The organism is Streptomyces sp. NPDC002176, from assembly GCF_044903645.1.
Lineage (GTDB): Bacteria > Actinomycetota > Actinomycetes > Streptomycetales > Streptomycetaceae > Streptomyces.
Genome location: NZ_JBJDQW010000007.1, coordinates 347,532 through 366,586, shown reverse-complemented (window position 1 = coordinate 366,586; position 19,055 = coordinate 347,532). Strand labels below are relative to the sequence as shown.

Annotated in this window: 19 protein-coding genes and 1 riboswitch; of the genes, 5 read left to right on the top strand and 14 right to left on the bottom strand. The window is 72.6% G+C overall.

From position 1 onward, the window contains the following. Positions 1–7: 7 nt before the first annotated feature. Genes ACI2LY_RS29745 through ACI2LY_RS29725 form a run of 5 tightly spaced genes read right to left on the bottom strand, consistent with a single transcriptional unit; the run spans position 8 to position 3,394 of the window. Positions 8–280 carry a phosphoribosyl-ATP diphosphatase gene (locus ACI2LY_RS29745; RefSeq protein WP_006378313.1) on the bottom strand — a complete coding sequence of 91 codons (273 nt, stop codon included), beginning with the start codon at positions 278–280 and terminating at the stop codon, positions 8–10. Positions 281–314: 34 nt separating this feature from the next. Then, positions 315–803 (bottom strand): 6,7-dimethyl-8-ribityllumazine synthase, encoded by a 489-nt coding sequence (ribH, locus tag ACI2LY_RS29740; protein WP_404709812.1) that lies wholly within the window; start codon positions 801–803, stop codon positions 315–317. A 31-nt stretch (positions 804–834) separates the two neighbouring features. Next, positions 835–2,154: a bifunctional 3,4-dihydroxy-2-butanone-4-phosphate synthase/GTP cyclohydrolase II gene (locus ACI2LY_RS29735; protein WP_404709811.1), complete on the bottom strand. Its 1,320-nt coding sequence runs from the start codon at positions 2,152–2,154 to the stop codon at positions 835–837. Beyond that, on the bottom strand, positions 2,151–2,792 hold the full coding sequence (locus tag ACI2LY_RS29730; RefSeq protein WP_404709810.1) for a nicotinamide riboside transporter PnuC: 642 nt from the start codon (positions 2,790–2,792) through the stop codon (positions 2,151–2,153). The genes ACI2LY_RS29735 and ACI2LY_RS29730 overlap by 4 nt, the downstream gene beginning before the upstream one ends. Further along, on the bottom strand, positions 2,789–3,394 hold the full coding sequence (locus tag ACI2LY_RS29725; protein WP_404709809.1) for a riboflavin synthase: 606 nt from the start codon (positions 3,392–3,394) through the stop codon (positions 2,789–2,791). Before ACI2LY_RS29725 ends, ACI2LY_RS29730 begins: the two co-directional genes overlap by 4 nt. Before the next feature lie 159 nt (positions 3,395–3,553). Continuing rightward, positions 3,554–3,684: riboswitch (FMN riboswitch) on the bottom strand. Between the two features lie 319 nt (positions 3,685–4,003). Here ACI2LY_RS29725 and ACI2LY_RS29720 point away from each other — a divergent pair. Beyond that, on the top strand, positions 4,004–4,744 hold the full coding sequence (locus tag ACI2LY_RS29720) for an SDR family oxidoreductase (protein ID WP_404709808.1): 741 nt from the start codon (positions 4,004–4,006) through the stop codon (positions 4,742–4,744). 14 nt (positions 4,745–4,758) lie between these two features. Here the strand turns inward: ACI2LY_RS29720 and ACI2LY_RS29715 are convergent, their stop codons facing one another. After that, the gene (locus ACI2LY_RS29715) at positions 4,759–5,946 is read right to left on the bottom strand and encodes an ROK family transcriptional regulator (RefSeq protein ID WP_404709807.1); all 1,188 of its coding nucleotides are present in this window, start codon (positions 5,944–5,946) and stop codon (positions 4,759–4,761) included. Between the two features lie 122 nt (positions 5,947–6,068). Here ACI2LY_RS29715 and ACI2LY_RS29710 point away from each other — a divergent pair, with 122 nt between their 5' ends. After that, positions 6,069–7,280, top strand: a complete 1,212-nt coding sequence (locus tag ACI2LY_RS29710; RefSeq protein ID WP_404709806.1) for an MFS transporter — start codon at positions 6,069–6,071, stop codon at positions 7,278–7,280. On the opposite strand, the gene ACI2LY_RS29705 is transcribed toward ACI2LY_RS29710, so the two are convergent. Next, on the bottom strand, positions 7,240–7,698 hold the full coding sequence (locus ACI2LY_RS29705) for an acyl-CoA thioesterase (protein WP_404709805.1): 459 nt from the start codon (positions 7,696–7,698) through the stop codon (positions 7,240–7,242). The genes ACI2LY_RS29710 and ACI2LY_RS29705 overlap by 41 nt on opposite strands. A gap of 221 nt (positions 7,699–7,919) precedes the next feature. Between ACI2LY_RS29705 and ACI2LY_RS29700 the strand changes: the two genes are divergently transcribed. From ACI2LY_RS29700 to ACI2LY_RS29690, 3 genes are all read left to right on the top strand, one after another. Further along, on the top strand, positions 7,920–9,314 hold the full coding sequence (locus tag ACI2LY_RS29700; protein WP_404709804.1) for a uracil-xanthine permease family protein: 1,395 nt from the start codon (positions 7,920–7,922) through the stop codon (positions 9,312–9,314). Positions 9,315–9,405: 91 nt separating this feature from the next. Next, positions 9,406–10,092, top strand: a complete 687-nt coding sequence (locus tag ACI2LY_RS29695) for a DUF5995 family protein (RefSeq protein WP_404709803.1) — start codon at positions 9,406–9,408, stop codon at positions 10,090–10,092. A 92-nt stretch (positions 10,093–10,184) separates the two neighbouring features. Continuing rightward, the gene (locus ACI2LY_RS29690) at positions 10,185–11,117 is read left to right on the top strand and encodes an LLM class F420-dependent oxidoreductase (RefSeq protein ID WP_404709802.1); all 933 of its coding nucleotides are present in this window, start codon (positions 10,185–10,187) and stop codon (positions 11,115–11,117) included. A gap of 24 nt (positions 11,118–11,141) precedes the next feature. On the opposite strand, the gene ACI2LY_RS29685 is transcribed toward ACI2LY_RS29690, so the two are convergent. The 7 genes from ACI2LY_RS29685 to ACI2LY_RS29655 form a co-directional block, all read right to left on the bottom strand. After that, a complete protein-coding gene (locus tag ACI2LY_RS29685) occupies positions 11,142–12,839 on the bottom strand; it encodes a flavin monoamine oxidase family protein (protein ID WP_404709801.1) in 1,698 nt (565 codons plus the stop codon). 53 nt (positions 12,840–12,892) lie between these two features. Next, a complete protein-coding gene (locus ACI2LY_RS29680) occupies positions 12,893–13,687 on the bottom strand; it encodes a carbon-nitrogen hydrolase family protein (protein ID WP_404709800.1) in 795 nt (264 codons plus the stop codon). A gap of 183 nt (positions 13,688–13,870) precedes the next feature. After that, on the bottom strand, positions 13,871–14,248 hold the full coding sequence (locus ACI2LY_RS29675) for a DUF742 domain-containing protein (protein WP_404709799.1): 378 nt from the start codon (positions 14,246–14,248) through the stop codon (positions 13,871–13,873). A 6-nt stretch (positions 14,249–14,254) separates the two neighbouring features. Beyond that, positions 14,255–14,692 (bottom strand): roadblock/LC7 domain-containing protein, encoded by a 438-nt coding sequence (locus ACI2LY_RS29670; RefSeq protein WP_393915410.1) that lies wholly within the window; start codon positions 14,690–14,692, stop codon positions 14,255–14,257. Next, complete coding sequence (locus ACI2LY_RS29665) at positions 14,682–16,910, bottom strand: nitrate- and nitrite sensing domain-containing protein (protein ID WP_404709798.1); 2,229 nt, start codon at positions 16,908–16,910, stop codon at positions 14,682–14,684. Before ACI2LY_RS29665 ends, ACI2LY_RS29670 begins: the two co-directional genes overlap by 11 nt. Positions 16,911–17,021: 111 nt before the next feature. Next, positions 17,022–17,474: an Lrp/AsnC family transcriptional regulator gene (locus ACI2LY_RS29660; protein WP_030810550.1), complete on the bottom strand. Its 453-nt coding sequence runs from the start codon at positions 17,472–17,474 to the stop codon at positions 17,022–17,024. Positions 17,475–17,579: 105 nt separating this feature from the next. Next, complete coding sequence (locus ACI2LY_RS29655) at positions 17,580–19,022, bottom strand: GuaB1 family IMP dehydrogenase-related protein (protein WP_404709797.1); 1,443 nt, start codon at positions 19,020–19,022, stop codon at positions 17,580–17,582. Positions 19,023–19,055 lie beyond the last annotated feature (33 nt).

Sequence of the window (19,055 nt, the reverse complement as noted above, 5' to 3'; positions counted from 1 at the left end):
CGAGGGATCACAGATGGGCGTAGACGTCGTCCAGCGAGATGCCGCGGGCGACCATCATCACCTGGACGTGGTAGAGCAGCTGCGAGATCTCCTCGGCGGCCGCTTCCTTGCCCTCGTACTCGGCGGCCATCCAGACCTCGGCGGCCTCCTCGACGACCTTCTTGCCGATGGCATGGACGCCCTTGCCGACCAGTTCGGCGGTGCGGGAGGTGGCGGGGTCGCCGGTGGCTGCCTTGTGCTGGAGCTCGGTGAAGAGCTCCTCGAACGTCTTATTGGACATGGTGGTCCTCACCCTACGCGGTCCGGGCGGTGTCTCAGTGCCAGGGTTCGGACACCGAGCGGAGCGTGGCCGCCGTGGCGACCGCCGCGGTGACCGCCTCGTGGCCCTTGTCCTCGTGGGAGCCCTCGATACCGGCCCGGTCCAGGGCCTGCTCCTCGGTGTCGCAGGTGAGGAGGCCGAAGCCGACGGGGACGCCGGTCTGCACCGAGACCTGGGTGAGGCCCTGGGTGACGCCCTGGCACACGTAGTCGAAGTGGGGGGTGCCGCCCCGGATGACGACGCCGAGGGCGACCACGGCGTGGTAGCCGCGGTCGGCCATCACCTTGGCGGCAACGGGGAGTTCGAAGCTGCCGGGGACCCTGATCAGGGTCGGCTCGTCGATCCCCAGGTCGTGCAGGGCGCGCAGGGCGCCGTTCACCAGACCGTCCATCACCTTGTCGTGCCACTGCGCCGCGATGACGGCGACCCGGAGGTCGCTGACGTTGCTGCGTACGGAGATCTCCGGTGCACCCTTGCCGCTCACGTTGCTCCTTCGTGCTGTTCGCGCTGTTCGCTTACTGGTTGCCGCAGGTGGACACGGCGGGGGTGTCCAGCCAGGGCAGGTCATGGCCCATCCGGTCGCGCTTGGTGCGCAGGTACCGGACGTTGTGCTCGTCGGCGTGGACCGGCATAGGCTCGCGGCCGGTGACCTGGATGCCGTGCCGGGTGAGCGCGTCGGTCTTGTCGGGGTTGTTGGTCATCAGGCGGACGTCGCGCACGCCGAGGTCGGCGAGGATCTGGGCGCCTGCCGCGTAGTCGCGGGCGTCGGCGGGCAGGCCGAGTTCCAGGTTGGCGTCGAGGGTGTCCCGGCCGCGCTCCTGGAGTTCGTAGGCGCGCAGCTTGGACAGCAGGCCGATGCCGCGTCCCTCGTGGCCGCGCAGGTAGACGACGACGCCCCGGCCCTCGGCGTGGATGCGGGCGAGGGCGGCGTCCAGCTGGGGGCCGCAGTCGCAGCGCAGGGAGGCGAAGACGTCGCCGGTGAGGCACTCGGAGTGGACGCGGGCGAGCACGCCGGTGCCGTCGCCGAGGTCGCCGTGGACGAGGGCGACGTGTTCGACGCCGTCGGGGGCCCGGTAGCCGTAGGCGGTGAAGGTGCCGTGGCGGGTGGGCAGGCTGGTCTCGGCCTCGCGGCGCACGGTGGGCGCGGCCACGGCCTGCTCGCGCCCGGCTCCGGCCTCGGGGGCGCGGAGGTGGGTGACGAGGTCGGCGATGGAGATGATCGTCAGGCCGTGCTTGCGGGCGAACGGGATCAGCTCGGGCAGGCGCAGCATCCGCCCGTCCTCGCCTGCGATCTCCACGATGGCTCCGGCGGGGCGGAGTCCGGCGAGGCGGGCGAGGTCGACGGCGGCCTCGGTGTGGCCGTCGCGGACGAGGACGCCGCCTTCGCGGGCGCGCAGCGGGAAGATGTGGCCGGGGCGCACCAGGTCGGTGGGCTGGGCGGTGCCGCTCGCCAGAAGCTTCAGCGTGGTGGCGCGGTCGGCGGCGGAGATGCCGGTGGTCACGCCGTGCAGGGGCGAGGCGTCCACGGAGACGGTGAAGGCGGTCTTCATCGACTCGGTGTTGTCCTCGACCATCTGTGGCAGCTTCAGCCGGTCGAGTTCGGCGCCCTCCATGGGGGCGCAGATCAGGCCCCGGCACTCGCTCATCATGAAGGCGACGATCTCGGGGGTGACCTTCTCGGCGGCGATGACGAGGTCGCCCTCGTTCTCCCGGTCCTCGTCGTCCACGACCACGACGGGGCGGCCCGCGGCGATGTCGGCGACGGCCTGCTCGACGGGGTCGAGGCGGAACTCTTCGATGCTGTCACCGGGGTGCAGCGGGGGTGCCGAGGTCATGCGGGCGTTCCTTCCAGGACGGGCCGCGTGTCCTTGCGGGAGCGCAGCCACCAGTCGCGCATGCCCCACAGGACGAGCGCGCCGTAGATCACGTAGACGAAGCCGGAGAAGGCGTAGCCGTTGGCGAAGTTGAGCGGGACGCCGACGACGTCGACCAGCAGCCAGGCGATCCAGAACTCGACCATGCCCTTGGCCTGGGCGTACATGGCGACGATGGTGCCGACGAAGATGTAGGCGTCGGGCCAGGGGTCCCAGGACAGCGACGGGTACGCGGTGAAGAGCAGCGCGACGGCGACGGTGCCCGCGGCGGCCGCGGCGGCCATGACGGCGCGTTCGCGCCAGGTGGCGAAGCGGGGGGCGATGTGGCCGTCGGCGGCCTTGCCCCGGCTGCGGCTCCACTGCCAGAAGCCGTAGACGGCGACGGCCATGACGACGACCTGCTTGCCCGCGCTGCCCGCGAGGTGGCCGTAGAACGCGGCGAAGAGGATCAGGCCGGAGACGATCTGGACCGGCCAGGTCAGGAGGGAGCGGCGCCAGCCGAGCGCGAGCGCGGCCAGGCCGAAGAGGTTGCCGATCATGTCCGACCAGAGGATGTGCTGGCCGAACAGGGTGAACGCCTCGGTGTTGAGCGAGTTCACGCGCCTGCCTCCTGTCCGGCCGCGAGCAGCCGCTCCACGTACTTGGCGATGACGTCGACCTCGAGGTTGACCGGGTCGCCGGGCTGCTTGTGGCCGAGCGTGGTCAGGGCGAGGGTGGTGGGGATGAGGCTGACGGTGAGGAAGTCGGGGCCCGCCTCGACCACGGTGAGGCTGATGCCGTCGATGGTGATGGAGCCCTTCTCCACGACGTAGCGGGAGAGGTGGGCGGGCAGCGAGATCTTGACGATCTCCCAGTGCTCGGACGGGGTGCGGGCCAGCACCTCGCCGGTGCCGTCGACATGGCCCTGCACGATGTGGCCGCCGAGGCGGGCACCGACGGCGGTGGGGCGCTCCAGATTGACGCGGGAGCCGACGGCGAGCGCGCCGAGGCTGGAGCGCTTGAGGGTCTCGGCCATCACGTCGGCGGTGAACTCGTCGCCCTCGTGGTCGACCACGGTGAGACAGACGCCGTTGACGGCGATGGAGTCCCCGTGGCGGGCGCCTTCGGTGACGACGGGGCCACGGAGCCGGAAACGGGAGGCGTCGCCGAGGTTCTCGACGGCGGTGACCTCGCCCAGCTCTTCCACGATTCCGGTGAACACGTCCCCGGTCCTCCTGCCTCTTCGGGCACGGACTCCGGGGGCCGGTCGATGACGACGGCATGGACGGGTGGAACGCACCGAGGTCACGACGCCGAGACGGACCCGTCCGGATACGGACGAGACCGGAAATACGGCGGCGCGCAGGATGCTGCTCGCCCGCCGCGCACTGCCTCCCATCCGGACTTTAACCGTCGGTCCAGGAATTTCACCTGGTCAACCGGCCGCTGGAAGCGGCCGGGTCGCGGACTGTAACCGCCGGTTCGGACTTTCACCGACCCCGGAGTGCGCTGCTTCTGGTACACGGCAAGTCTGCCACGCCCGCCCGTCGGCCATACAGGTGACCGGTGTGGGCTGCCTCACAGGCACACCGTCCGGGTGAACACCCGGCACAACACCCGCACATCACAAGGGAATTCAGGTTGGTCCGGACCTATTGACCGGAGTGGTCTAGTCCTTTTATGGTGCGACCGGACCCGGCGGCGGTGACGAAGGCCCTTGCCCGCCGCCGGGTCACCCCAGCCGCATGTCACATTCCCGTGAGTGGCGCCGTCCTAGGTCGTGGGGCGTGCCGCACGGGCCGCCCCCGACCCTTGAGGGAAGGCGAGCGGCATGACGACGATCCTGGTGACGGGCGGCACCGGCACACTCGGCCGGCTGGTGACGGAGAAGCTCCGGGCGGACGGCCACGAGGTACGGGTGCTCAGCAGGCACAGCGAGCCGTACGCGGTCGATCTGCGCGAGGGCGGCCCGGCGCTGGACGCGGCACTGGCGGGCGTGGAGTGCGTGGTGCACTGCGCCAGCTCACCGAACGGCGGCGACGAGAAGGCCGCGGGCCACCTGATCCGGGCCGCGCGGCGGGCCGGGGTGGCGCACCTGGTGTACATCTCCATCGTCGGCGTGGACGGGGTGCCGCTGCCCTACTACCGCGCCAAGCTCGCGGTGGAGCGGCGCATCGAGGAGTCGGGGCTCGGCTGGACCGTGCTGCGGACGACCCAGTTCCACGACCTGATGGTCACCTTCCTGAGCAAGCTGACCGCACCCCCGCTGGCCCTGCTCCCGGCCGCCCTGTCCGACCAGCCGGTGGAGGTGGCCGAAGTGGCCGCCCGCCTGGCCGAGTTGGCGCTCGCCGCCCCCGCGGGACGCGTACCCGACATCGGCGGCCCCGAGGTCCGCTCGGTCCCCTCCCTGGCCCGCGCCTACCTGGACGCCACGGGCAGGCGCCGCCGTCTGCTGGAGGTGCCTCTGTTCGGGCGGACGTACGGGGCGTTCCGCGCGGGCGGCCATCTGGCACCGGAACAGGCGGTGGGCAAGGGGACGTTCGAGGAGTACCTGGCGCGCCGGTTCGGCTGAGCGGCGACCGAGTCCTACGGCGCGAACAGCTCGTCCTGCGCCCGGTCGCGGGCCGTCAGGAGGGCGCCGCGCAGGACCGCCGTGCCGCCGAGCGTGCCGGGGCGGACCTCGGTGGACAGGGGCGACATGCGCTTCAGGCGGGCGCCGACCCGGGCCGCGAGCGCCTCTCCCCCGGCCTGGCCGACCTCGCCGCCGAGCACCACGCAGCCGGGGTCGAGGATCGCGGTCACGGCGGCGGCGCCGATGGCGAGGCGGTCGGCGAGGGCGTCAAGGAAGCGGGCGGCGGGCGCGGCGCCGTCGGTGACCGCCCGCGCGACCAGGCGCGCGGCGACCGGCCCGTCCAGCGGGCCCTCGACCGGCAGCCCGTGCTCGCGGGCGAGGGCGCCGATCGCGGCGGCGCCCGCCAGGGCGTGGAAGCCGCCGTCGCAGTCGGTCGCGGAGGGCAGCGAGCCGGTGCCGGGCACGGGCAGGAAGCCGATCTCGCCGGTACCGCCCGAGGCGCCCCGGCGGAGGTGGCCGTCGAGGACGACGGCGGCGCCGACCCCGTGCCCGAGCCAGAGCAGCACGAAGGTGTCCCGGTCGCGGGCGGCGCCCTCGCGCTGCTCGGCGAGGGCCGCGAGGTTGGTCTCGTTCTCGACGGTGACCCGCGCCTCCGGCAGCCGCCACTGGAGCGCGGCGACCAGGCTGCGGTGCCAGGCGGGCAGCCCGCTGGAGTCGCGCAGGTCGCCGGTGGCGGGGTCGACCAGTCCGGGCGCGCCGATGCCGACGGTGTGCAGCCCGGCCCAGACGTCCGGGCCCGCCTTCCGTGCCGCCTCCTCGACCGCGGCGACCGCCTGCTCCACGGCGGGTCCGGTGCCGCTCCCGGCGTCGATGGGCACGGCCACCTCGGCGAGCACCTGCCCGACGAGGTCGGAGACGAGCACCAGGACCCCGCCGGTGCGCACGTCGAGGGCGGCCAGGTGGGCGCGGTCGGCGGCGATGCCGTACAGCCGGGCGTTGGGTCCCCGGCGCTGTTCGCCCGACTCCCCCACCACCCGGATCAGGCCGGAGACGGAGAGGCGCTCGACGAGGTCGCTCACGGTCGGCCGGGAGAGTCCGGTGAGCTGCTTGAGCTGTCCCGCCGTCAGCGGGCCCTCCTGCTGCAACAGCCGCAGGGCGAGCCGGTCGTTGATGGCCCGTGCGGTGCTCGGTGATGCGGGCATGACGGGAATCCTCCCAGAGGCCGGGCTGCCGGACGCACTCTATCTATCAGGCAGGGTCCCTGATAGTTTGCGCGGGTGCCGAGGACGGTACAGCGGGCGACTCCCTGGGGAGGGACGTGAGCATGGGTGAGATGAGTCGGCCGGCCGGGGAGGTCAGGCGCGCCCGGTACGCCGTGGCCGCCGTGTTCGCCGTGCACGGCGCGGTGACGGGGTCCTTCGCCACCCGCGTGCCCTGGATTCAGGAGCATGCCGGGCTCAGCGCGGGCCAGCTCGGGTTCGCGCTCGCCTTCACGGCGCTCGGTGCCTCCGTGGCGATGCCGCTGGCGGGCCGGATCAGTCACCGCTTCGGCAGCCGTACGGCCCTGCGCGGGCTGCTCGCGCTGTGGACGCTCTCCCTGGTGCTGCCCTCGCTGGCGCCGAACCTGCTCACGCTGTGCCTGGGGATGTTCGCGTACGGCGCCGCCTCCGGCATGGCGGACGTGGTGATGAACGCGCTCGGCGTGGAGATCGAGCGGCTGCTCGGCAAGTCGATCATGTCGGGGCTGCACGGCATGTGGAGCACGGGCGCGCTGATCGGCTCGGCGGCGGGCACGCTCGCCGCCCACCTGGGCTCGGACGCCCGGGTCCACCATCTCCTGGCCGCCGCCGTGCTCACCGTGCTGGGCCAACTGGCCTGCGCCTGGGTGCTGGACGTACAGCCCGCCGAGGACGAGGAGCCGCCGCCGAGGTTCGCGCTGCCGCCCCGCTCGGCCCTGCTGATCGGCGCGGTCGGCTTCTGCGCGGTGTTCGCGGAGGGGGCCAGCCTGGACTGGTCGGCGGTGTTCCTGCGGGACCGGCTGGACGGCTCACCGGGCCTGGCGGCCGCCACGACGACCGGGTTCATGCTGACCATGGCCGTCGCCCGGATCGCCGGGGACGCGGTGGTGAACCGCTTCGGCGCGGTGCGCACGGTCCGGACGGGCGGTCTGCTCGCCGGGGTGGGCGGGCTGCTGGTGGTCCTCGCGGACCGGCCGCCGCTGGCCATGACCGGGTTCGCGCTGATGGGCCTCGGCATCGCGGTGGTCGTCCCGCTGTGCTTCGCGGCGGCCGGGCATTCGGGGCCCAATCCGAGTCAGGCCATCGCGGGCGTGGCCACCATCACCTACACCTCGGGGCTGGTCGCGCCGAGCCTGATCGGCGGGGTGGCGCAGGTGACCAGCCTGACCGTGTCGTTCATCGTGGTGGCCGTGCTGGCCTGCGCCCTGGCCGGGTTCGCGGGCGTGCTGCGCACCGCCGAGCGCGGGGGCTCCGAGGTCAGTCGGCAGGCCGCAGCAGTTCCCGGCCCGCCTGCCTGAACCCCTCGCTCCAGGGCGCGGGCCGCAGCGTGCCCGCGTCCAGCCGGACCAGGACGCGGGTGCCGCGCGCGTAGGTCGTGGCGCCGTCGGCCGAGCAGAGGCGGAAGCCGTAGGTCAGGCCCGTGGTGCCGAGCCGCTCCAGCCAGAGGTGGACGGCGTAGGTGCCGGGCCGGGTGACGGGCGCCTCATAGCCGATGACGAGTTCGCGGACCGCGTTGCAGGCATCACCGGCCGCCGCCCAGTCGCCGTCGAAGCGGACCCCGCGGGCGTTCCACAGCTCGGTCCAGGCGCGCTCGACCAGCAGCGGGTACCGGGCGTTGTGCAGGAGTCCGAGCGCGTCCAGATCGTCGAAGTGCACGGCGACGGGGACGAGTTGGCCGTAGGGGACGGTGGGGGCGGTCGGGGCTTCGGCGGTCACGGGTGGGGCTCCCGGGCGTGGCGGGCGGGGCGGCACGCGCCCCCGGACACCGCCATACTAAGCGACCGCTCAGGCCCCCTCGGAGGCAACTCCCCTGGTCAGACCGGGGTCCCCGGACACCCGTTCCCGGCGCGCGAGGGGCACCGCGGGCGCGAAGCGCACCTCCGTACCCCTGACAATGGTGCGGACCCTCTTCAGTACAGAGAAAGCGAAACCCCACCATGGACCTCGGCGTGCGCTGGAAGCTGCACGGGGATGGGAAGTCACCCGCACCCGGAGCGGTGGTACGCCCCGACGAACGGCTGACCTGGCCGCGCACGGTGGGCCTGGGCGCCCAGCACGTCGTGGCGATGTTCGGCGCCTCCTTCGTCGCCCCCGTGCTCATGGGCCTGGACCCCAACCTGGCGATCATGATGTCGGGTGTGGCGACGGTGATCTTCCTGCTCGCCACGCGCGGCCGGGTCCCCAGCTACCTGGGCTGCTCGCTGTCCTTCGTGGGTGTCGCCGCGGTGATCCGCGCGGACGGCGGCAGCAGCGCGACCGTGACCGGCGCGATCCTCGTCGTCGGCGTGGTGCTGTTCCTGGTGGGTCTCGCGGTGCAGAAGTTCGGCGCGCGGATCATCCATGCCGCGATGCCGCCGATCGTCACCGGCGCCGTGGTCATGCTGATCGGCTTCAACCTGGCCCCGGTCACCGCCACGACCTACTGGCCGCAGGACCAGTGGACGGCGCTGCTGGTGATGCTGTTCACCGGTCTGGCCGTGGTCTGCCTGCGCGGTTTCTGGTCGCGCATCGCGATCTTCCTGGGCCTGGTCTTCGGCTACCTGATCTCCTGGATCTTCGACCTGACCCTCGGCAAGATCCACTCGGCGGACGCCAGCGGCAAGATCACCGACCACTGGCGTCTGGACCTGTCCGGCGTCTCCCAGGCCGACTGGATCGGGCTGCCCACCTTCCACGGGCCGTCCTTCCAATGGTCCGCGATCCTGGTCGCGCTGCCCGTGGTGATCGCCCTGGTCGCGGAGAACGCGGGCCACGTCAAGGCGGTCGGCGAGATGACCGGCGACTCGCTGGACGACAAGCTCGGCACCGCGATCTCGGCGGACGGCGTCGCCTCGGTGCTGTCCACCGCGGTGGGCGGCCCGCCGAACACCACCTACTCCGAGAACATCGGCGTGATGGCCGCGACCCGCGTCTACTCCACGGCCGCCTACTGGGCCGCCGCCTGCTTCGCGCTGCTGTTCGGCGTCTGCCCCAAGTTCGGCGCGGTGGTGGCCGCGATCCCCGGCGGTGTCCTCGGCGGCATCACCGTGATCCTGTACGGCATGATCGGCCTGCTCGGCGCTCAGATCTGGCTGCACGGCAAGGTGGACCTGCGCAACCCGCTGAACCTGGTCCCGGCGGCCGCGGGCATCATCATCGGCGTCGGCAACGTCACCATGAAGTTCACCGACACCTTCTCGCTGAGCGGTATCGCGCTGGGCACCCTGGTCGTCATCACCGGCTACCACGCCCTGCGCGCCTTCGCCCCGGCGCATCTGAAGACGCAGCAGCCGCTGCTGGACGAGGGCACGTCGTCGTACGACAAGCCCGCGGAGGGTCCCGGCAAGCCGTAATGGCGGCCGTACCGGCCCGGCGTTCGCTCGTTCCGGCGAAGCACCGGGCCGGTCGGCCCACCGGCCGGTGCGCGGCTGCCACCCTTCCTCCATGGCGCTGCCGCGATACACCACCACCCCCGTCGACGCCGTCCTGGCCCGGATGCGCGCGCTCGGCTCGGAGCTGCCCGAGCGGGACGGGGTCGCCGTGTTCAACCGGGTCTACCTCACCGTCACCGAGGAGGTGGACCGGCGGCTGGACGCCGGGGAGTTCCCGGACCCGTGCGCGGCGGCCGCGCTGGACGTCCGGTTCGCGGAGCGGTACCTCGCGGCCGTGGACGCGGTCGCCGAGGACCGCCGTCCGCCCGCCTGCTGGCGCCCGCTGTTCCAGCTCCGCCGCCATCCCGGGGTGACTCCGCTGCAGTTCGCGCTCGCCGGGATCAACGCCCACATCGGGCACGACCTGGCGCTGGCCGTGGTGGACACCTGCCGGGCGCTGGGATGCGAACCGGCCGATCTGGAGGACGAGTTCGACCGGGTGGGCGAGGTGCTCACGGCGCTGGAGGAGCGTATCCGCGAGGATCTGATGCCGGGCCCCGACCTGCTCCAGATCGCCGACCCGATCACGCATCTGCTGGGGTCCTGGAGCCTGGAGCGGGCCCGCGACGCCACCTGGTCGGCGGCGCGCGTGCTGTGGGCGTTGCGCCGCTGCGGCGACGTGGCCGAGGAGTTCGCCGCCCGGCTGGACACGGCCGTCGGCTTCGCGGGGCGGATGCTGCTCACCCCGCTCCGCGACTGACCCGGCCGGAACTCACCCCTTCGGGTGACTTACGGAACAGCCGGGCGGGGGCCGCGCGTTGAAGGGACGTCCCGACGCGAAGGAGCACCGGTATGACGACCAGGCTCGGCCTCGGCCTTCCCCAGATGCGCCAGTACGACCTCGGCAGGGACGTGCCCGATGTGGCGCGCGCCGCCGAGGAGATCGGTTACGACAGCCTGTGGGTCTTCGAACGGGCCCTGGTCCCCGAGCCCGCCTCCCAGGGGCTGTACGGCATACCGGGCATGCCCTGGCCGGAGTACTACCGGGGCGTGGCCGACCCGCTGGTCACCCTCACCCTGGCCGCCGCCGCGACCTCGCGGGCCGAACTGGGCTCCAGCGTGCTCGTGGCCCCGCTGCACCTCCCGTTCCAGCTCGCCAAGTCGCTGGCCACGCTGGACGTGGTGAGCGGCGGGCGGGTCATCGCGGGCTTCGGCACGGGCTGGTCCCTGGACGAGTACGCGGCCTCGGGGGTGCTCCCCTTCGAGGAGCGCGGCACCGCGCTGGACGAGGTGATCGCGGTGTGCCGGGCGGTGTGGGGCCCCGATCCGGTCGTCCACCACGGCAAGACCACCGACATCGCCTCCGCGATCGTAGGCCCCAAGCCGGTGCGGCCGGTCCCGGTCCTGCTGGCGGCGACCAACCGGCGGGCGATGCGGCGCCTGGTGGAGCGGGCCGACGGCTGGCTGCCGGGCGCCTACGGTCCGGAACAGCTCGCCGCCCAGTGGCGCGACCTGCGCGAACTGGCCGAGGAGAGCGGCCGCACCGAGCCGGTCCGCACGGTCATCAGGGTGAACGCGCGCGTGACCCCCGAGCCCCGCACCGGCGCGGACCGCCCGCTGTTCGAGGGCACCACCGACCAGATCGTGGCCGACATCGCGGCGCACACCGGCATCGTCCCCGACGCGGAGATACTCCTCGACGTCCAGAGCGAGTCGCGGGACGCGGCCCAGCTGAAGGACACCGCGGCGGAGGTGTACGAGAAGGCGCGGGCGGCCGGGATCTGAGCCCCCGGCCGCCCCCGCTCCGGCTCAGTCCTCGGGCAGCTCGACCGGCGCGATCTCGTCGTACACGTCGCCGGGGCCCGGGTTGGTCGGGTCGGTCTCGCCGCCGAAGTGCCGCATGACGCCCCAGACCGCGTTCAGCGCGGTCTGGACCGCGCCCTCGGCCCAGCCTGCCGTCCAGGAGATGTCGTCACCGGCGAGGAACACGCCCCGCTTGTCCTCGGGCAGCCGGTCCTGCATGAAGTGGGTGAACAGGCGGCGCTGGTAGCGGTAGTGGCCGGGCAGGTTGGCCTTGAACGCGCCCATGAAGTAGGGCTCGTTCTCCCAGGACACGGTTACCGGGTTGCCGATGATGTGCTTCCGGATGTCGACCTTCGGGTAGATCTCGCCGAGCGACTTCAGCATGACCTCCATCCGCTCGTTCGCGGACAGCGGCAGCCACTTCAGGCTGTCGTCGCACCAGGTGTAGGAGAGGCAGATGACGGCGGGCTTGTCCGGACCCTCGTCCAGCAGGTAAGTACCGCGCGTCATCCGGTCGGTGAGCGTCATCGACATGACGTCCCGGCCGGTCTCCTCGTCCTTGTCCAGCCAGAAGGGGCGGTCCACCGGCACGAAGAGCTTGCTGGACTCCATGTAGTGGGTGCGCTCGATCGCGGTCCAGTGGTCGATCGGGAAGAGCGAGTCGTCGCAGGCGATCTTGGAGAGCAGCATCCAGGACTGGGCGGTGAAGATGGCCGCCTGGTAGGTCCGGATGTCGCCGTTCGCGTCGGTGACCGTGATCCGGTTGCCGGAGGTGCGGTTCAGCCGGGTCACCGCCGGGCGGGGCTCGCCGTTCACGTGCAGCGAGGCCAGCGAGGTGCCGTAGGGCCAGTGGACGATCTTCTCCGGCTCGCGCTCCCACATGCGCAGCGGGAGCTGCTGGGAGCCGCCGACGATGCCCCGGTGGTGGTCGTCGGCCTCGGTGTAGACGACGCGCAGGATCTCCAGGATGGAGTTGGGGAAGTCGGTGTCCCAGCCGCCGGTGCCGAAGCCGACCTGGCCGAAGATCTCGCGGTGCCGGAAGGACTTGAACGCCTCGGAGTCGCAGAGGAAGCCGTAGAAGGTCTGGTTGTCGAGCTTCTCGACCAGGTTCGCCCAGATCTCGCGGATACGCGGCACGTCACGCTCGCGCATGGCGCGGTTCATGTCGGAGAAGTCGGCGCCCTCCTCCAGGCACCTGTTCCACGCGGCGGCGACGTCCCGGTAGACCTGCGGCAGGTCGGCGACGGTCTCCGCGTAGTGCGACTCGCCCTTGAGGTCCACCACGGTCGACGGGGTGCCCTCGGCCAGCGGGTTGGGGAAGGGGCTGGTGCGCAGGCCGACGAGGTCGATGTAGTGCTGCAGGGCCGTGGAGGACGGCGGGAAGCGCATCGCGCCCATCTCGGCGGTCAGCGACTCGTCGCAGCCCTCGAACCCGACCGTGCGCAGCCGTCCGCCGAGCTGGTCGGCCTCGTAGACGACGGGCTTGAGGCCCATCTTCATCAGCTCGTACGCGGCGACGATGCCGGACAGACCGCCGCCGATGACGGCGACCTCGGTGCCGTGCTCGGTCGCCGGTATCTGGCCGATGCCCGCCGGATGGGCGAGGAAGTCGTCGTAGGCGTAGGGGAAGTCCGGGCCGAACATGGTGATCGGCGGCTGCTGCTCGTCGGCGTGCTCGACGGCGTTGGGCACCGTGGACGTCATGGGGTACGGACTCCTTGCGCGGAAGTACTGCGAGGAACTGTGGGGAGGGAGGTTCAGGCGGTGAGCGAGCCGTACAGACCGGGGCGGCGGTCCGTCAGGTACGGGTTGGCCTCGCGGGAGGCGGCCAGGAAGGCGGGGTCGGCGTCGGCGAACACCAACTCGGCCGAGGCCCGCCCGGCGCGGACGCGGGCCACCCCGTCGGGCCCGGCCAGCGTGGTGAGCCCGACGAACTCGAACTCCCCTTCCTGGCCGACCCGGTTGACGTAGGCCACGTACAGCTGGTTCTCGAAGGCCCGCACCGGGATCACCGACTCCGGCACGAACTGGTACGGGTGCATCTGCGCGGTCGGCACGATCAGCAGGTCGGTACCGGCCAGCGCGTGGGCGCGGACGTTCTCCGGGAACTCGACGTCGTAGCAGATCAGCAGCCCGACGGTGAGCCCGTTCAGCTCGGTCTGGACGACCTGCCGCTCGCCCGGCGTGAAGTGGTCGCGCTCGAAGCAGCCGAAGAGGTGGGTCTTGCGGTAGTTGGCGAGCCGGGCGCCCTCGGCGGAGATGATCTGCGCGGAGTTGTACACCGTGTCGCCGTCGCGCTCGGGGTAGCCGTAGGCGACGGCCAGGCCGTGCCGGGTGGCGATGTCGGCGACGGCGTCGGCCGACTCGCCGTCGGCGGGCTCGGCGAGGTGCGGGATCTCGCCGCCGATCGCGTACCCGGTCAGGAACATCTCCGGTGCGGCCAGCAGCCCGGCGCCCGCCTCGGCGGCACGGCCCGCGGCCTCGTCGAGGACCTTGAGGTTCTCGGCGACGGAGCCGGGGCGGCCGGAGCTCTGGAGCAGGGCGGTGCGCATGCGTGATCCTCACCGGAAAAAGGGGGGTTCGGGGGGCATCGAGAAGCCAGTTAGACGGTACGGTCGGCGCGCTCACCCGGACAAGAAGCACCCGTTGCGCGCCGGTGCGCGGTTCGTTGCGTCGACGTGGCACCGGGCGGCGATTCGTTGCGCCCGCCAGGGATGCACGCGCGTAGAAAGCGGCTACAGCTCGCGAAGGCGGCGCACGATCTCCCGCAGCAGTTCGGGGTCGGCGGCGTCGTGGACCGGGAGGCGGCGGGGCGCGTCGATGCGGATCAGGCCCTGTTCGGCGAGGTCACCGAGGAGGACGCGGACCACGGTGAGCGGCAGGTCGGCGTCGGCCGCCAGCTCGACCACCGGGCGCGGGCCGCGCCGGACATGGCCGAGCAGCTCCGCGCGGGGGTGGTCGACGCCGGGGCCGTCCGGGCCGGGCTCCAGTGCCGTGACCCGTGACATCAGGTCGATGGCGTGCCGCTCCGAGGGCCGGGTGCGGCCGCGGGTGACGGTGTAGGGGCGGACCATCGCCCCGGTGTCCTCCTCGTACCAGTACTCCTCGTCCACCGCCGGTCACGGCGCCGAGCGGGCCGCGGCGTCCAGATGGCGGCCGAGGCGGCGGACGAGGAGGGCCATCTCGTGGGCGAGCTGCCCCACGTCGGTGCGGGCCTCGCACAGCACGGCGAGCCTGCTGCCGTGTCCGGCGGGGGTGATGAAGAGGTAGGCGTCCTCCAGCATGACCATGGTCTGCCGGACCTCGCCGGAGGCGAACCGCTCCCCCGCCGAGTCGGCGAGCCCCTGGAGGCCCGAGCAGACGGCGGACAGATGCTCGATGTCGCGGCGGCGCATGCCGTCGGAGCTGCTGAGCGGCAGCCCGTCGGCGGTGAGGAGCACGGCCTGGCGGACATGTTCGGTGCGCGACACGAGATCGTCGAGCAGCCAGCCCAGGTCGGTGCCGGGCGCGCCCTGGGGCACGGCCGGGTTCTCCGGGTTCAGATCGTCACCGTACATCGTCGGTGTCCGTCCCTTCGTCGGCGTTGACATCGGCGTTGGCGTCGGCGTTGGCGTCGGCGGGAATGCCGTCGCGGCCGTCGCTCAGGCCCCGCTGGAAGGCGGCGAACAGCGCCCGCATCTCCTCGGGGTCGGCCGCGCCGAGCGGGGTGTCGTCGGCGGGCGGCGGGTCGGCGCGGAGTTCCGGGGCGAGGGACGCCTGCCGGGTGCGGGTGGGCAGCGCGGCGGTGCCCGAAGACGCCGGTACCGGTGTCCGCACCGGCCTGCGGGGGCTCGGGTGCGTGGGGGCCGGGCGGCTCGGGGCGGGTTCGACGGTCGCCAGCACTCCGGCCGGGAGCAGCACCGTGGCGGTGGTGCCTCCGTAGGGGGATTCCCCGAGGCTCACCTCGATGCCGTGCCGGGCGGCGAGGCGGCCGACCACGTAGAGGCCGAGCCGGTCGTGCCGGGTGGGGTCGAAGGCGTCGGGGTCGCGCAGGGTGCCCGTCGCCTCTTCGCACTGTCCGGCGTCGAGGCCGAGGCCCCGGTCGTCGACGCGCAGGACGAGGCGGCCGTCCTCGTGCTCGGTGCGCAGGGTGACCTCGGTGTGCGGGGGCGAGAACAGGGTGGCGTTCTCCAGCAGTTCGGCCAGCAGGTGCACCACGTCGGCGACGGCGTCGGCCGCGATCCCGGCCCCCGGCATCGGCGGCACGACCACCCGGGCGTACGCCTCGATCTCGCCGACCGCCGAGGCGACCACGTCCACGACGGGTACGGGTCCGCGCCAGCGGCGGCCGGGTGCGGCGCCGGAGAGGATGATCAGGCTCTCCGCGTGGCGGCGCATCCGGGTGGTGAGGTGGTCGATCCGGAACAGCTCGCGCAGCACGTCCGGGTCGTCGGTGCGGCGCTCCAGAGTGTCGACGAGCTTCAACTGCCGGTGCACGAGTGCCTGGTTGCGGCGGGCGATGTTGAGCAGCACCGCGGACAGCCCCCGGCGCAGGGTGGCCTGGTGGACGGCGGCCTCGACGGCGGCCAGCCGGGCGGTGTTGAAGGAGCGGCCGACCTGGCCGATCTCGTCGTCGCCCACCTCGTCGGCGGTCAGCGGCGGGGCCTCGGCGACCGCGTCGACCCGCTCCCCCGCGCTCAGGCGCCGCATCACGTCGGGGAGTTGACGGCTGCTGAGCAGGTCGGCCGCGTCGCGCAGGTTCTCCAGTCGGCGGGAGACGCGCCGGGCGCCGCGTACCGCGAGCCACAGGGAGAGGGCCGCCGCGGCCAGCCCGACCGCGCCGACGACGGCGGCCTTGGTCAACTCCCGGTAGGCGAAGGCGCGTCCGCGTGCGGCGGAGTGCTCGGCGGCGCTGGAGCACAGCCGCATGTAGCTGTGCACGGCCCGGTCCGCGACCGACCGCCAGGTGCCCGCGGCGACGGCCTGGTCCGCGCCGCCGACCCCGGCTGCGAGCAGCGCGTCCTCGGCACGTTCCAGCGCCCGGTGCGGTGCGCCGTCGCGGAACCTCTCGTACAAGGCGTAGGAGTCGGCGGGCAGGTCGGGGGCGTAGGTCCGCTCGAAGAGACGGCGGTCCTCGATGGCGGCGGTGAGCAGGGCGTACTGCGGTGCGGTCAGGGTGCCCGCGGCCCGTGCCCCGGCGACCAGGGCGTCCTCGCGGGAGACGAACTCCCGTACCCGCACCAGCTCGATGACGGTCTGGGACTCGCGGGCGAGCTGTCCGGCCTGGAGGGCGGTGAGCGCGGACTCGACGGCGAAGCCGGGTTCGACCAGGGCGTCGTACCGGGTGACGGCCTGGTCCCAGCCGATCCGCCGGGACAGTACGTCGCGGCGCAGCGCCTCCAGCTTCGTGGTGGCGATGGCCATGGTGTCCAGGGCCCGGCGCTGGCGGGCGGTGAGCCGGTCCCGGTCGCCGCTCGCCATGGCCCGCCGCATGGCGGTGACCGCGCGGTCGGTGCGGCGCTGCTGGGCGAGGAGGGCGGCCCCCGGTTCGCTCGCGCGCGGGTCGCCGAGGTGGGCGGCGGACATGCGGCGCTCGATCTGGATCTGCCCGATCGCGGTGTCCACGGGGGTGCCGTAGTCCTCGTAGACCCCCTGGAGCCGGATCAGGGCCCGTAACTCACCGGTGACGGAGACCATCGCGAAGCTCCAGAGCACGGTCAGGGCGAGGGCCGGGGCCAAGGCGAGGGCGATGATGCGGGCGCGGACGGTATGGGGACGCCAGACGGGCCGACGCATGCATCACCTGCCGGTTACCAGTCGGTAGAGAGTGCCGGACAACCTACGGGATCGCTCCAGGGAGCGCAATGGTTACCGTAGGTAGCCCGGCCTCGGCGGCAGGCCCCGCGATCAGCCCGGCGCGCCCGACGAGAAGCGCCGCAGCAACGGCGACAGCACCAGCACCGACTTGGTCCGCTCCACGAAGGGTTCCCCGGCGATGCGCTCCAGGACCCGTTCGAAGTGCCGCATGTCGGAGGCGAAGACCTGGGCGATGGCGTCCGCGTCCCCGGTGACGGTGGAGGCGGCCACCACCTCCTGATACCGCTCCAGACCGCGCAGGATGGTCTCCGGCGAGGTGTTGCTGCGGCAGTAGATCTCGATGTACCCCTCCGTCTCCCAGCCGAGGGCCGCCGGGTCCACCCGGACGGTGAACCCGGTGATGGCTCCGGTGGCCCGCAGCCGGTCCACCCGCCGCTTCACGGCGGGTGCGGACAGGCCGACCAGCTGCCCGATGTCCGCGTAGGAGCGGCGGGCGTCCTCGGCGAGGGCGTGCACGATGCGTTCGTCGAGATCGTTCAGCACAGGGGGTGGTTCACTTCGTCGGTACGGTCACTTCTCCTACGAAGTAGAACACGAGCCCCGCCCGTCCCCGCACCAGGAGCGCGCAGGTCGCGGGCGGGTGCGGGGTCAGCTCCAGCTGGCGTGCAGCGGCATGCCCTCGGCGTACCCGGCCGCGCTCTGGATGCCGACGATGGCCTTCTCGGTGAACTCCTCCAGCGAACCGGCGCCCGCGTAGGTGCAGGAGGAGCGGACGCCCGCGATGATCGAGTCCACCAGGTCCTCCACGCCCGGCCGGGCCGGGTCGAGGAACATCCGGGAGGTGGAGATGCCCTCCTCGAAGAGCCCCTTGCGGGCGCGGTCGTACGACGACTCCTCGGAGGTGCGGTTGCGCACCGCGCGGGCCGACGCCATGCCGAACGACTCCTTGTACAGGCGGCCGTTGGCATCCTGCTGGAGGTCGCCGGGCGACTCGTAGGTGCCCGCGAACCAGGAGCCGACCATGACGTTGGAGGCACCGGCCGCGAGGGCCATGGCCACGTCGCGCGGGTGGCGGACGCCGCCGTCGGCCCACACGTGCTTGCCGTACTTCTTCGCCTCGGCCGCGCACTCCAGCACGGCGGAGAACTGCGGGCGGCCCACGCCGGTCATCATCCGGGTGGTGCACATGGCGCCCGGTCCGACACCGACCTTGATGATGTCGGCGCCCGCCTCGATCAGATCGCGGACGCCCTCGGCGGACACGATGTTGCCCGCGACGATCGGCACCTGCGGGTCGAGCGCGCGCACGGTGCGGACCGCGCTGATCATCGACTCCTGGTGGCCGTGCGCGGTGTCGATGACGAGGGTGTCAACGCCCGCGTCGAGCAGCTGCTTGGCCTTGCCCGCCACGTCGCCGTTGATGCCCACGGCGGCCGCGACGCGCAGCTTGCCGTCGGCGTCCACGGCCGGGGTGTAGAGGGTGGCGCGCAGGGCGCCCTTGCGGGTGAGGATGCCCGCGAGGCGGCCCTCGGCGTCGACGGCCGGGGCATAGCGGCGGTTGGCCGCGTCCAGGGTGTTGAACGCCTTGCGCGGGTCGATGTCGGCGTCGAGCAGCAACAGGTCGCGGGACATGACCACTTCGAGCTGGGTGAAGCGGTCGACCCCGCTGAGGTCCTGGTCGGTGACGACACCGACGGGACGGTATTCGGCGTCCACGACGACCCCGGCGTTGTGCGCCCGCTTGGGCAGCAGGGCCAGCGCGTCGGCGACGGTCTGGTGCGGGGACAGCACGATCGGGGTGTCCAGCACGAGGTGACGGCTCTTGACCCAGGTGACGACCTCGGTGACGACGTCGATGGGAATGTCCTGCGGGATGACCACCAGGCCACCGCGCCGGGCCATGGTCTCCGCCATCCGGCGGCCCGCGATGGCGGTCATGTTGGCGACGACCAGCGGGATGGTGGTGCCGGTGCCGTCGGGAGAGCCGAGGTCCACCGCCTGCCGCGAGCCGACCGCGGAACGGCTCGGCACCATGAAGACGTCGTCGTACGTCAGGTCGTAGGCGGGCTGGATGTCATTGAGGAAACGCACGTGCCGCACATCCCGGTCGATCAGAGGTGACCC

What these genes read in the sequence shown, in the direction of transcription:
- ACI2LY_RS29715 (WP_404709807.1), bottom strand. Translation starts at nt 5,946, where the DNA reads ATGCCCGCATCACCGAGCACCGCACGGGCCATCAACGACCGGCTCGCC.
- ACI2LY_RS29700 (WP_404709804.1), top strand. Translation starts at nt 7,920, where the DNA reads ATGGACCTCGGCGTGCGCTGGAAGCTGCACGGGGATGGGAAGTCACCC.
- ACI2LY_RS29695 (WP_404709803.1), top strand. Translation starts at nt 9,406, where the DNA reads ATGGCGCTGCCGCGATACACCACCACCCCCGTCGACGCCGTCCTGGCC.
- ACI2LY_RS29680 (WP_404709800.1), bottom strand. Translation starts at nt 13,687, where the DNA reads ATGCGCACCGCCCTGCTCCAGAGCTCCGGCCGCCCCGGCTCCGTCGCC.
- ACI2LY_RS29710 (WP_404709806.1), top strand. Translation starts at nt 6,069, where the DNA reads ATGGGTGAGATGAGTCGGCCGGCCGGGGAGGTCAGGCGCGCCCGGTAC.
- ACI2LY_RS29690 (WP_404709802.1), top strand. Translation starts at nt 10,185, where the DNA reads ATGACGACCAGGCTCGGCCTCGGCCTTCCCCAGATGCGCCAGTACGAC.
- ACI2LY_RS29670 (WP_393915410.1), bottom strand. Translation starts at nt 14,692, where the DNA reads ATGTACGGTGACGATCTGAACCCGGAGAACCCGGCCGTGCCCCAGGGC.
- ACI2LY_RS29720 (WP_404709808.1), top strand. Translation starts at nt 4,004, where the DNA reads ATGACGACGATCCTGGTGACGGGCGGCACCGGCACACTCGGCCGGCTG.
- ACI2LY_RS29745 (WP_006378313.1), bottom strand. Translation starts at nt 280, where the DNA reads ATGTCCAATAAGACGTTCGAGGAGCTCTTCACCGAGCTCCAGCACAAG.
- ACI2LY_RS29685 (WP_404709801.1), bottom strand. Translation starts at nt 12,839, where the DNA reads ATGACGTCCACGGTGCCCAACGCCGTCGAGCACGCCGACGAGCAGCAG.
- ACI2LY_RS29665 (WP_404709798.1), bottom strand. Translation starts at nt 16,910, where the DNA reads ATGCGTCGGCCCGTCTGGCGTCCCCATACCGTCCGCGCCCGCATCATC.
- ACI2LY_RS29735 (WP_404709811.1), bottom strand. Translation starts at nt 2,154, where the DNA reads ATGACCTCGGCACCCCCGCTGCACCCCGGTGACAGCATCGAAGAGTTC.